General features: G+C 30.9%; 5 protein-coding genes. All 5 read left to right on the top strand.

Going from position 1 to position 14,519, the window contains the following annotated elements; all coding sequences use genetic code 11:
* Positions 1-12 precede the first annotated feature (12 nt).
* The 5 genes from fusA to HMPREF0391_RS02910 all read left to right on the top strand — a co-directional run bounded on the left by fusA (position 13) and on the right by HMPREF0391_RS02910 (position 14,496).
* Positions 13-2,100, top strand: coding sequence for an elongation factor G (gene fusA / locus HMPREF0391_RS02930; protein ID WP_002835372.1), 2,088 nt, complete (start codon positions 13-15; stop codon positions 2,098-2,100).
* A 13-nt stretch (positions 2,101-2,113) separates the two neighbouring features.
* Positions 2,114-3,307 carry an elongation factor Tu gene (tuf, locus tag HMPREF0391_RS02925; RefSeq protein WP_002835370.1) on the top strand — a complete coding sequence of 398 codons (1,194 nt, stop codon included), beginning with the start codon at positions 2,114-2,116 and terminating at the stop codon, positions 3,305-3,307.
* Between the two features lie 412 nt (positions 3,308-3,719).
* Positions 3,720-5,102 (top strand): CAMP factor family pore-forming toxin, encoded by a 1,383-nt coding sequence (locus HMPREF0391_RS02920; protein WP_002835369.1) that lies wholly within the window; start codon positions 3,720-3,722, stop codon positions 5,100-5,102.
* A gap of 27 nt (positions 5,103-5,129) precedes the next feature.
* Complete coding sequence (locus HMPREF0391_RS02915; RefSeq protein ID WP_002835368.1) at positions 5,130-6,509, top strand: CAMP factor family pore-forming toxin; 1,380 nt, start codon at positions 5,130-5,132, stop codon at positions 6,507-6,509.
* Positions 6,510-6,633: 124 nt separating this feature from the next.
* Positions 6,634-14,496: a lectin like domain-containing protein gene (locus HMPREF0391_RS02910; protein WP_002835367.1), complete on the top strand. Its 7,863-nt coding sequence runs from the start codon at positions 6,634-6,636 to the stop codon at positions 14,494-14,496.
* Positions 14,497-14,519: the final 23 nt, after the last annotated feature.

Here is a 14,519-nt window from a genome sequence, read left to right as displayed (position 1 = left end):
TAAGGAGAAAAAATGGCTAGACAAGTTTCATTAAAAGATACAAGGAACATTGGTATAATGGCCCATATTGATGCCGGTAAAACTACAGTTACTGAACGTATTTTATACTATTCAGGTAAAATCCATAAAATTGGGGACACTCACGACGGTGCCGCTCAAATGGACTGGATGGTTCAAGAACAAGAAAGAGGTATTACAATTACTTCCGCAGCAACAACTTGTTTCTGGAAAGGTAACAGAATCAATATTATCGATACACCGGGTCACGTTGACTTCACAGTTGAAGTAGAAAGATCTCTTAGAGTTCTTGACGGTTCAGTTGCTTTATTCGATGCGAAAAGCGGTGTAGAACCACAATCAGAAACTGTTTGGAGACAAGCTGATAAATATGGCGTACCAAGAATTTGCTTCATCAATAAAATGGATGCAACAGGCGCTGATTTCTTTATGTCTGTTGACACTATTAGAGAAAGATTGAGAGCAAATGCTGTACCTATCGAAATTCCTATCGGAGCTGAAGATAAATTCGTAGGTGTAGTTGATCTTATTACAATGAAAGCTAATATCTACAAAAACGAACTAGGAACAGAATTCACTGTTGAAGATATTCCAAGTGACTTAGTAGAAGTAGCTGAAAAATATAGAGCAGAATTATTAGAAAACATAGCAGAACACGATGAAGAGTTAATGGAAAAATACCTTGAAGGTGAAGAATTAACTGAAGAAGAAATCAAAAGAGCTATAAGAACTGCAACAATTGCTAACGCAATGAACCCAGTACTTTGTGGTTCTGCATATAAGAACAAAGGTGTTCAACCTTTATTGGACGCAATAGTTGATTATATGCCAGCGCCAACTGATGTACCAGATATCAAAGGTGTGGATCCTCAAACTGATGAGCCAACTACGAGAAAATCATCAGATGAAGAACCATTTGCTGCATTAGCATTCAAAATCGCAACTGACCCATATGTTGGTAAGCTTGCGTTCACAAGAATTTATTCAGGAACAGTTGAATCAGGAAGCTATGTATACAACTCAACAAAAGGTAAGAGAGAAAGAATTGGTCGTATCTTAATGATGCACGCTAACAAGCGTGAAGAAATTGATAAGGCATACGCTGGAGACATCGTAGCTATTATCGGTTTAAAAGATACAACAACTGGGGACACTTTATGTGATATGGATAGCGAAGTTATCCTTGAAAATATGGAATTCCCAGATCCAGTAATTTCTGTAGCAATCGAACCTAAAACAAAAGCGAGTCAAGAAAAAATGGGTATTGCTCTTGCAAAACTTGCAGAAGAAGACCCAACATTTAGAACATATACAGACGAAGAAACTGGCGATACTATAATCTCTGGTATGGGTGAGCTTCACCTTGAAATTATCGTTGATAGACTTTTACGTGAATTCAAAGTAGAAGCTAACATCGGTAATCCACAAGTTGCTTACAGAGAATCAATCACTCAAGCAGCTGAAGCTCAAGGAAAATATGTTAAACAATCAGGTGGACGTGGACAATACGGTGATTGTACTCTTAGAGTTGAACCAATCGAAAACCCAGAAGAAGCAAATGGTATCGAATTTGTTAACGCAATTGTCGGTGGTGCTATTCCAAAAGAATACATTCCATCAGTTCAAGCAGGTGCTGAAGAAGCAGCTCAAACAGGTATCTTAGGTGGATATCCAATGCTTGATATGAAGATTACTCTTTTAGATGGTTCTTACCATGATGTCGACTCATCAGAAATGGCATACAAAATTGCCGGTTCTATGGGCTTCAGAGCAGCAGTTGCTAAAGCAAAACCAATCTTATTGGAACCAGCGATGAAAGTTGAAATCACAACTCCAGATGAATACTTGGGAGATGTAATGGGAGACGTTTCATCAAGAAGAGGTAAGATTGACGGTATGAATCCTAAAAATGGTGTACACGTATTAGATGCGTTTATTCCATTGGCAGAAATGTTTGGATATGCAACAGACTTAAGATCAAAAACACAAGGTCGTGCAACATATTCAATGCAATTCGATCATTATGAACAAGTTCCTAACTCAATATCAGAAGAAGTTATAGGAAAAAAGAATAATAAATAGGAGGCTTATATAAATGAGTAAAGCTAAATTTGAAAGAACAAAACCACATGTTAACATTGGTACAATAGGTCACGTTGACCACGGTAAAACAACTCTAACAGCAGCCGTAACACTTGTATTAAACAAGAGAATGGGCTCAGGAGAATTCGTAGACTACGCTAACATCGATAAAGCACCAGAAGAAAGAGAAAGAGGAATCACAATCAACACTTCTCACGTAGAATACGAAACAGAAAAAAGACACTACGCACACGTAGACTGTCCAGGTCACGCTGACTACGTTAAAAACATGATCACAGGAGCAGCACAAATGGACGGAGCAATCCTAGTAGTAAGTGCAGCAGACGGTCCAATGCCACAAACAAGAGAACACATCTTGTTAGCAAGACAAGTAGGCGTACCAAAAATCGCAGTATTCTTAAACAAAGAAGACCAAGTAGACGACCCAGAACTAATCGAATTAGTTGAAATGGAAGTACGTGAATTATTAAACGAATACGAATACGATGGAGACAACACACCAATCGTAGTAGGATCAGCATTAAAAGCATTAGAAGATCCAGACGGAGAATGGGGAGACAAAATCATGAAATTGATGGAAGAAGTAGACGAATGGATCCCAGCTCCAGTAAGAGACGTTGACCACCCATTCCTAATGCCAGTAGAAGACATCTTCACAATCACAGGACGTGGAACAGTAGCTACAGGTAGAGTAGAAAGAGGAAAAGTAAAAGTAGGAGACAACGTAGAAATCGTAGGACTTACAACAGAAAAAAGAACAGTAGTAGTAACAGGTGTAGAAATGTTCAGAAAACAACTTGACGAAGCAGAAGCAGGAGATAACATCGGAGCATTACTAAGAGGTGTACAAAGAGAAGACATCGAAAGAGGACAAGTATTAGCAGCACCTGGAACAATTCACCCACACACAAAATTTGAAGCAGAAGTATACGTATTAACAAAAGAAGAAGGTGGAAGACACACACCATTCTTCTCAGGATACAGACCACAATTCTACTTCAGAACGACAGATGTAACAGGAAACATCGCATTAGAAGAAGGCGTAGAAATGGTAATGCCAGGAGATAACGCAAAATTCATAATCGAATTAATCACTCCAATCGCAATCGAAGAAGGATTAAGATTTGCCATCAGAGAAGGTGGAAGAACAGTAGGAGCTGGCGTTGTTTCTAAAATTATAGAATAATTAATATACTAAGACTATTTAGCTCTCACTTAGGTGAGGGCTTTTTTATTGCAAATTTTAAGAATATATTTAGAAAATAAAATAATTAATTGAAAAAATATTTCAAAACTTAAATATTGAACAATGTTCTACTTCTAAAAAGAATATACATATATTAAAAAATAATATTTTAATTGACAAATTTCAAATAGTATGATAACTTAAAAAATAGATAGAGATATATAATATAAAAACATAAAACTGAACAAAATAATACTAAAAAACACTATTATATCAATAGGGTTTACTAGAATAAAGTGTAAGCGTTTTGAAAAAATGATATAAATTTCAATAATCCACATATTATGGAATCTATATTAATATTAAATATCCTATCAATTTTATAAGAAGGAGGTTTATTATAAAATCAAAAATGAAAAGTAAGTACAGGTTGTTTTCTGCAATTTTAGTGTTATCGTTTTTATTGACTTCGATTCCGCAAGAATTTTTTAATAAATCATATGCGGATAGTGAAATCAAAATTGAAGAGTATGAATTATCTGATTTATCACAACTTAGGGATATTAATGATAATTATAATCTAATGATGAGTGAAGACGAAATAGCAAAAGAAAGTTCTGTTCTAAAAGGAGCGAGAATTGAAGGGAATAAAGCATATGATATTCCGTTAATGAAAAAAGCTCAGGATGATTTGGCATTACTATCACAAGACAGATGTATAAATTTACCTGCAGGTGTAAACAATTACAATCCTCAACAGTTTTTCTATATTGGTTCTATTGGAGCTAGAATTCAGTTGTTAAGAAAAGTAAATAGATTTATTAACTTAATGACAACAGAATACATTTATAAAATCCAAGAAGCTCATAACTTGGCAGCTCAAGTTGCTTTTGAGTCTGTTATGGTAGCGATTAATCCATTTAATGGCAAAAAAGATGTATTAGCAGCAATAGATAAATTGGATAAAAACTTTGAAAAGATTATAAGTATGAGAGATTTGACGTCAAGCGATCAAGCAACAGTTTATGTAAAAAGGTTGATGTACAAAAATATTTCAGAAGCAAGAAAATCATCAAATAATTACTTTGATAAAGGTAATTACGGTTCAAAGGGCAAGGAAGAATTTATACAAAGTATTTTTAGGACTGAAGTTAATGAAATTAACAAAGAAGTAGGTAAAAAAATAACATTTGGACAGTTGGTCGAACTAGATGCAAGATTAAAATCTGCAGCGTCATCGGCATATCTTTCCAAGGAAGTATTAGCAAATCCTGGATGGTTAAATGAGACTGTTTTAGGTGAGATTAGAAGACAAAATGTTTTGAAATCAAAATACAGATCTGTTATAGATAAGGAAGATTTTGATATGTGGCAAAATCTAATAAAAAAAGTTGTAGATAAAAAAGTAGAAAAAAATCCTAGATATGATTCGATAGCAAATGCTATATACGATTTATGGGATTTTAATAGTAAGCTGTTAGATAAATATTCACGATCTTTAAAGAAGGAAGATTTTGAAGTTCATGGCTTGCTTATTCCATCATCTTATGTTGAACCATATCAAATAGCTAGCATACAATGGATAGTTTCACCTACTTTTGACAAAGTTCCAGCGGGCATGAAATCCCAAAGTTCAAACATTATTATTGGGTTTGGTGGACAAAAAGCTCAATATGGAAATTATAACAACTATGTAGCTGCTAGGTCTTCATTACAAGATGAAGTAGTTACAACAAGTATGGATGGCATTAATTCGGATCTTATTTATCCTGATTTTACAGACCCGGAAATATAATAACCATTAAATATTTTGGAGGATAATATGAAAAAGAAATTTTTATCAATTATGTTGGCTATGTTAATGGTATTTAATGTAGCAGCACCAGTAATTGCAAGTGCCAATGAACAAAATGATCGTAGTTTAATGGAAGAATATCAAGAAATGATTCCGCAGCTTTCACAAAATGAAATGTTAAAAGGAGCAACAATTTTAGAAGAAAATAAAGTTAAAAATGTTCCTCTAATGAAAGCTTATCAAGAAGATATTATGACACTAGCTGAAGACAGAAGTTTTAATATTCCACCTGTAGCTCAAAAATTTAACGAACAAACAATATATGATTTAGACTCAATAGCTCCTAGAATTAAACTTTTAGGTTTAACAGGAATATTTATTCACAGATGTTCTACAGAACTTCTATATAAAGTTCAAGAAGCTCACAGTAGAGCAGCTGGAGAAGTATTTGTAGCATTAGTAACAGCTTTCAACCCTTTTAATTCAGTAGAAGATATTGAAAAAGCTTGCGAAAAAATTTCAAGTGTTATGGATGAATTAAAACAATTCCCTGATTTAACTGCTGATGATTTTGCTACAATCTATTTAAAGAGAGTTTTCAATAAAAGCTTAGCTGACGCTAGAAAACTTCTTAACAACTACTACAGAGATGATTTGACAGAAGTTGGAGTTAAAGGTAAAAGAGAATTTGTAAGAAATTCACTTTCAAAAGAAATTGCTGATATTACTAAAGCATCAAGAACTCAAATTCAAGTAAAAAACCTAATAGAGTTAGATGCTAGACTTAAATCAGCTTGTAGCCAAGCATTACTAGAACGTGATGTATATGCTAGTCCAAAATGGTTAAGTGGAACAATTGATAAACAATTAAACGAAATTAGAAATATTAAAAATAAAGCTAACAGATATCTTACAGCTGAAGATAGAACTAAATTCGATAAAGAATTAAGAAAAGCACAAGATGTTAGAAGAGCAAGAGACGTTTCTTATTCGAGAGCAGCTGAAGGTGTTTACATCTTAAGAGATTATGTTAATGAATTAAGAGCAAAATATCCTAAAGAATTTGAATCTATTTTAGCACTTCGTGAAGGAGAAACAATTCCTTGGTCAGAATTCAATGTACAATCTGAACTACCTGATCCTGCTAGAATTGCTAAAATTATTTGGTTGAATAATCCATCATTTGACTTCTTACCAGATGGCTTCAAACCAAAAGATTCAGAAGAAATCATTGTTGGTTATGGTCATGATGACAATAAATTAGAATATGGTTCTTATGAAACATACAAAAACAACAGAGAAAAATTAAGAGCTTCTGAAGAAGTTATTAATCCAGATTTTGGAGATGACAATTCAGATTCAAATAAAACATCTAATGATGGATATTTGATTTTTGATTTTAATTAGTTATATGGGGCAAATCTTTTGGTTTGCCCTTATAAGCTAAACTTAATGTAGTAAATCTTCTTACAAATCTAAAAATATTTTTTTAGGGTGTAAGAAGATTTATTCACAGATAAAGGAGCAAATTATGAGCAAAAAATTAAAAATATTTTCAGTTGTGCTATCAATAGCATTAATTCTTCCGATTAATCCTATATCAGCTGAAAAACAAATAGAGAAATCAAACAAAGATATTGTAGAGTTCAAACAAAAAGATTCAAGTAATAGAGGAATTAATTTATACGAAAAAAGCATAGAAAATGCTAATTTTAATGATAATTCAAAAAAATTAAAACAAGATCCTTATAAAATCCATACGAATTATTCTTCTATCGATAACAAGACTAGTAAAAGAAAATTTCCAAGCACTTTCTTTTTTAGAAGTTTAAGTGATGTTAATCAATCAAAATTTGATTTGAGAGATATAGGAAAAGTGACAAGCGTTAAGGATCAAGGTCCTAATGGATCTTGTTGGGCTTTTGCAACTTTTGGATCTGCTGAATCGATTCTAATGCCAGATGAAAGAATGGATTTTTCTGAAAAACACATGAGAAATACTCACGGTTTTGACTGGGGTCCAAGCGATGGTGGAACTAGAACAGTTTCTTCTGCATATTTGGCTAGGAGGTCTGGCCCTGTTCTAGAAAAAGATGATCCTTATGATATCTACGGATCAGATTCCCCTGAAAACTTGCCAATAGCAAAGGAATTGACACAAGCAATATTTTTGCCAGATAGAAGAGATTCTAACGATAATAATTTAATTAAATCTATGATAACAAAATACGGTGGAGTGTACTCAGCGGTTATGGGTGGAGATGAATATCTTAACAAAAAAACCATGGCCCATTACTATTCTGGTGGTCAAGTTCCAAATCACGCTGTAACAATTGTAGGATGGGATGATAATTATAGCAAAAAGAATTTTAAGACTACACCTCAAGGAGATGGAGCATGGATTTGTAAAAATTCTTGGGGAACTGGTTGGGGAACTCAAGGCGGATATTATTATGTATCATACTACGACAAAAACATAGGAACACAAAACTCTCAATATATTTTAAAAGATTTGAATGAAAATGAAAAAATCTGGCAATACGATAAATTGGGAATGACAAGTCAAGTTGGACTTGGAGAAGAATCGTATTATGCGAATGTGTTTGGTCCAGTGGAAGAAGACACATATCTTTCAAGTGTAGGATTGTGGACTTCTGCAAATGATGCTGAATACGAAGTGTTTGTTAATACAAATGTAGATAAAAACGGTGGACTTTCACAAAAAAACAGCGTTAAACAAGGTAAGATGCAATTTGCAGGTTATGAAAAAGTTAAAGTTGAAGACACGCTTATTTCAAAAGGTTCAAAATTCGCTGTAATTGTAAGAATGAAAACTCCAGGGTATAAGTATCCAATTCCAATTGAAAGACCAATAAAAGGATTTTCTTCAAAAACTACAGCAGAAGCTGGGCAATCTTTTGTAAGTAAAGATGGTGAAAAGTGGACAGATTTGACAGACCAAATAAAAAATGCCAATGTTTCATTAAAAGCATTTACGATTGATGGAGAACATATCAATGAAAATGATGAAAATGAAACTAAGATAGAAAGCATCAAATTCAAAGAAAAAGAAAAACTTCTAAAAATAGGTGAAACAGTAACATTAGGAATAGATTTATTACCTAATACTGCAAAGACTGAAGACTTGAAATGGGAAAGTTCTGATAAGACAGTTTGCGACATTGATAGTACTGGAAAAGTTAAAGCTGTTGGATATGGAGAATGTATTATCACTGCGAAATCAAAACATTCCTATAAAGTTTTTGATACAATGAGAATCAGAGTTGATGAATCTAATGCACAATTCAAGGCTAATATATCTTCAGACAAACAAACATATCTTCAAGGGGAACAAGTAGCTATTAACATAGCACTTAAGGATCAATCTGAAAATCAAATTGTAAATAAAGATATTGAATGTGAAATAATTACATCTCATAATCAAAACTTCAAGTATAATTTAAAAACAAATCTTACTGGGGAATCTAATTTTAATGTTAGACTAGCAAATAATGCCGCTATCGGTAAATACAAAGTAAATATTTACTACAAAAACAAATTAATCGGAATTAATACTTTTAACGTAGAAAGTAAAGATTTTGTTCCAACAGTTGAAAATCCACTTTTTGTTGACAATGAACTAGATAAGGACAAAATCAAACCAAATACTCAAGTAAAATTAGTATCTACAGTTACTAATAAATACAACGAAATTAAAAGATATGCAAAAGTAATAGCTACTATAACATCTCCATCTCAAAAAGAATACACTAAATCACTTTACACAGATAAACAAGGTCAAGCTGTATTTGATTTGGAAAAAGAAATATTCAACGAAGAGGGAGTATATAAAATAAAAGTAGACGCTAGTTTAAGCGGGTTCGATAATTTCACTGAAACACTTGATGTAAATGTAGATAGAAATACAGCAGAAATGAAAAATCTGGATTTACAAATGAAGTTATCACAAAAAACTTTCATGGTTAAAACGGAACCTGTAAATGTAGATTTTGTAGTCAATAACGAAAATAAACCAATTTCTGATGCAAATATTAGACTGACAATAACTGATCCTAATCAAAAATCATATGATGTTAATTTAAAAACAGATAAAGATGGGAAAGCTAACTTCTCGATGAATTTATCAGAAAGAAATGTAATGGGGACTTATAAAATAGAAGCCGTTGCATACAAAGAAGGGTACTACGATGTAGAACAAAAAGATTCTTTCTTTGCTAAAAAAGATGGAAAATACATGAATATTTCTTTTGATTCAGCAAAAAAAGTCTACAAACTAAATGAATCTGCATATATTAAAATTCAAATCAAAGACCAAAATAATAATCCAATGAGAAATTCATCTGTTGATATAAGTATATTGGATCCTAATCAACAAGAAACAAAAATTAGGAAAATGAGCGATTATCAAGGTTATGTATTCATATATATGACACCAAAAGCTTACACTTCAAAAGGAGAATATTTGATAAAAGCTACTGCGGATGCGGATTACTATAATTATCCATCATCCTCAGCAAATTATAAAATTAAATTCGGAGAAGATGACGATGAGTATAAAGGAATTTCAGTTAATGCTAAGAATAAAAAAGACCAGTATTTTGTAGATGAAATTCCTGAAATTAGTTTCAAAACGATAGATGAGTTCGGAAATAATGTCAATAATGCGGAAGTTAATATTTCCTTAAAAACTCCAGATGGTAAAGTCATAATAGATAGAACTACATCAGATGACAAATCAATCGGAAAGTGGATATACAAACTAAAACTTACCCCAGGTAAGTACGATATAACTTTGAAAGCACAAAAATCAAATTATAAATCATTATCTGAATCAATAAGTTTCATTGCAGTTGAAAGACCAAAACTTAAAAAGTTCAGTACAACTATAGTGTCAGACAAAAAAATTTACGAAGCAAGTAAAAAAGCGGTAGTAAAGTTAAACTTAAAGGATGAAAATGGAAATGATTTATCTAATTTGGATGTCAAAGTTAGAGAAATATCTCCAAATTCAAAGAAAGAATCAATTATTAAAACAGATGACAAAGGAAATATAAACTATGATGTAGATGCAAAAACTCCAGGAAAATACGAATTATACTTTGAGTTATCAAAGGATAATTACGAAAAAACATCAAAGAGATATGTAATTTATGCACTCTCAAATCAAATTCCTAAGACAAATAATGCTTTCTTTGAAGCAAAAAATGCTACTGATGTTACAGATTATTTGAAAACTAAAAAACCTTTTGTATTAGATGTTAGATCTAAAGCAAATTTTGATAAATCACATATTGATAATTCATTTAATATGGATTTGAACGATAAAGACTTTGATGATTTTATGAATAATTTGGACAAAACTACAAACTTATTTGTAGTAAGTAATGTGGAATCAGAACCAAAAATAAAACAATTAAAGGACAAGGGATTCAAATCTGTAGCCTATATTAAAGAAGGTATGCAAAAATATATTGAAATCTCAGGAATAGAAAATAAAGATTATAATAAAAGTCTTAGATTAGATGTAATTCGAGATAAATCAGTATACAATTTCAAAAATGAGATAACATTTAACATTAAAACTACTGATTCAAATCATAATTACATTTCACAAGCAAATGTAAGCTACAAAATATTTGATTTAGCAGGAACAGAAATCCAATATGGTGAAATCAAAACAAATAACATTGGCCAAGAAAAACTAAAAGTTAAGCTTCCAGAAAACATATATCCGGGAACTTACAAAATTTTAGCTGAAGTTAATAAAGATGGATATTTCAAGGATTACTCATTCACAAAATTTGATATCTTAAATAAAGATGTAAATGATAATTTTATAAATTATGATGATGCTGATAAATCCTCTTATTTTGCTCATTTGAAAAATGATATAGATAACAAAGAAATATTGAAAAATATTTATGGTAAAAATATCCTAGGTTATTCGATGAACGATTTGAACGATAAAACAAAAATTCTAAATGATGTAGTTGATTTGAAGAAACCAAGTGTTGTACTATTCTCAAACAAAGAAACTGATTTGAAAAATTTTGCTAACAAATCAAATGACACATACAATTTTGTTAGAATAACATCTGAAAATGATAAATCATACCTGGAACAACAAAATCTTAGAAGATTGATATCAAAAAGTTTTATAGACAAAGACAATAATATAAGGAATCAAAAATTGTCATTAGGTCAAGATGAAAAAATATTGGTGTTAAACGAAGAAGGAAGAGTTGTAAATCTAATAACTCAAAAAGATTTTAACAATCTTCAAGCTATATTATCAAAACAAAATTTTAAAATTGAAGACAAAAATGTGGATCCTAATGTAGAATTGAAGACTAATCAAAAGGCAAACATTAAGATAACTTCTCCTAACACAACAGTAAAAAGAAAAGATGTCGTTCAAATAAACGTAGAATTAAAAGATCAAGATACTGGAGAGCATTTAGCTAATAGAAATATAAAATACACTTTACAAGATCCGTTTGGAAGAACTGTATCTTACAACAGACAAACAGATAAAAATGGGAGACATATATTAAAAATTGGTACGAATGATAGAACTACTTTAGGAAAATATAGCGTAAAAGTGGAATTACTAGATGCACAGTACCAAAATGCATTTAAGTTTTTAGAGTATCAAGTTGTAAGTCAAAATACTCCAGACTTACTTCAAATGAAGGCTTCGATTAAAACTGATAAAGAAAAATACGAACTTGGAGATTCTATTAATTTGGAAATATGTGTGTCAGATTTGAATGACTCAAAACTTGATAAATCACAGGCTGAAGTTATATTAGAAGATTCAAATCAAAAACAATTATTCAAGAAAAGTGCAGTATCAGATAATTCAGGTAAAATCGACTTTGCATTTAAGACAAGCGATGAGAACGTATTGGGACAATATACTTTGAAAATAAAAATCTCAAGAGAAGGATTCAAAGATTATACAAAAGAAATCTCAATTCAAGTGGGCGACAAACCATCTAATCCAGATGAAAAACCAGATGATAAGCCGGATGAAAAACCAGATGATAAACCACAAAATCCTATTGATGTTGAAATAAAAGAACAAAACTTCCCAATATCATTTGAGCAAGCTTATGCTCTTGGATTCTTCGATTCAACTGATAATTTAACAATGATAAATGTTAAATCAAGATATGGTTTTAATTATAGTAATTTTGTACTTTACAATAAAGATAATGAGCCTGTTAAAATAAAGGATATTATAGATAATAAAAGACCTACTATATTCTTAATGGGAGATAGGGTTGATTCACAATCTAAAAAAATGTTTGACAACTCTTCCAATATAAATGATGAAGCATTTAATTTTGTCAATGTCATTACAAATGGAAATCAAAAGGATTTGGAACAAATTAGTAAAGACAAATTGCATTCAGATTCATTTATGAGAGGTAATTCATTAAATGGACAATTTAGATCTAATAAAAACCAAGTAGTTGTATTGGATAAGAATGGATCGTTGTTAAATGTATTCCCTTATAAATCCAATTATGAGCTTTTGAGAAGATTTAACATGTCCAATGGATATTACGCAGACAATAAGAACTTCAAAAAACTTAGCATAGATATGTTCAAATCAAGCTATCCTATTTCTCTTGAACAAAGAAAAAACAGAAAAGATTATGAAAAATTGTCGGAAAATGAAGCTAAGTTCAGTTCACAATACGCTAAGGATCTTTCTAGGATTAAACTGATAGACAAAGACAACAAACCTAAATCATTAGATGAAATTTCTAAAAAAGATATTAAAATACTTCTGATTGGAGATTACAGAAAAGAAGATACTATTAAAATGTGGGAAAATTCTAAGTATATAAAAGAAGGAAACTATGATTTAATAAATGTATCTTATTTGGGGGCACAAGCTGACATCAATAAAAAGAAAGAAAGATTTGAAAGCTTGGAAAATGTTAAGAAAGAAATCTATGTTACTGGAGCATATAATTCATTGATACAAGTTCCAAAACCAACAATAGTTGCTATTGATAAAAATCAAAACTATATGTTTACAAAAGAATACAATTCAAACGAAGATATCAAGTATGTTTTGGACAGAACTGTTAATACTTTTGCAGTCAATGATACAATAACAGATTCAGTTAAACCTATTGTAGATCTCAAAATTTTAGAAGAAATTCCAAAAGAAAAAGATCCGAATAGAATAGTTCCTATGACTTTTTCTCAAAGAAATGAAAGAGGAGACTACAGAATTTTCGAGCCAAGTGAAAAAGAAGTTAACCAAAAATATTACGGTCGAGATATGAATATGTATTTAATGAAAGATATCAACTCAAATCAAAAATATATAAAAGATTTCTTGAATAAAAAAGTAAATGTAATGTTGGTTGGTTCACCTGAAGATAAAAATTCTAGAATAATGTGGAAGAATTCATCGTATTTGGATTTGGATAAAATCAACTTAATCAAGATTTCTAACTATAAAGATGAAACTATTTTGAAGAATATGTTCCAATCTTTTGATATGAATGATGTAAAAAATAACTTCTACTGTGGTGGAGAAAAATTTGATTTTGATAAGTCGATATCCAGCCCTTATATTTTGATAGCAGATGAAAACGGAAGAATGTTGTTCGTGAAAAAATACATTTCTAATCAAGATATTGAAGATTTAGTGAACAGATCATTACAAACAAAATACACAGAAAATTTAGTAAGCGATGATTTATTACCTATACAAAACGAAAAAATATCATTAGATAATAAAAATCACGAACCAAAATTGGTAGAAAATGTAGAAAGTACACAGCCAGACGAAAATGTAGCCTTAACTTATAGTCAAAGAGAAAACAGAGGTGATTACAAAGAACTTAACGATACTGAAAAGAAATTTAATAAATTGTATTATGGACGCGATATAAAAAATTATAGGTTTTTGAAAAATGATAAAACTTATGAAAAAATTTCAGAGTTACAAGATGAAAATCTTACAATACTTTTGTTAGGAAATTACAAAGAAAATAGCACATTAAAAATGTGGGAAAATGCAAGTAGCATACAACGAGATGATTTTTCTATCAAGAATATGAACACTATTGGTAACATCAACGTTTTGAATGATACGATTAGTGAGAATAAATTGGGTATAGCTGAAATTTACACCAATGCTAATTCAATATTTTATTTAAACAATAGAAAAAATAATACAATCGTAGCAATTGATAAAAATTCCAAAGTGATTTTCATAAAAGATTACAATGATATGAATGACATTAAGTATGTGTTGGATAGAACTTTGAAAACACAATTTTCTAAAGACCTTGTCAGTACAACAGTTCCTAAAATCTTAAATATTGATTTAAGCGACAAATAATTGCGAAAAGTCTTCTGCACTAA

The organism is Finegoldia magna ATCC 53516 (assembly GCF_000159695.1).
Lineage (GTDB): Bacteria > Bacillota > Clostridia > Tissierellales > Peptoniphilaceae > Finegoldia > Finegoldia magna_F.
This window is presented reverse-complemented; position numbering and strand designations above follow the sequence as displayed.

Coding starts and splice junctions, on each gene's coding strand:
- fusA (WP_002835372.1), top strand. CDS start 13: ATGGCTAGACAAGTTTCATTAAAAGATACAAGGAACATTGGTATAATG.
- tuf (WP_002835370.1), top strand. CDS start 2,114: ATGAGTAAAGCTAAATTTGAAAGAACAAAACCACATGTTAACATTGGT.
- HMPREF0391_RS02920 (WP_002835369.1), top strand. CDS start 3,720: ATGAAAAGTAAGTACAGGTTGTTTTCTGCAATTTTAGTGTTATCGTTT.
- HMPREF0391_RS02915 (WP_002835368.1), top strand. CDS start 5,130: ATGAAAAAGAAATTTTTATCAATTATGTTGGCTATGTTAATGGTATTT.
- HMPREF0391_RS02910 (WP_002835367.1), top strand. CDS start 6,634: ATGAGCAAAAAATTAAAAATATTTTCAGTTGTGCTATCAATAGCATTA.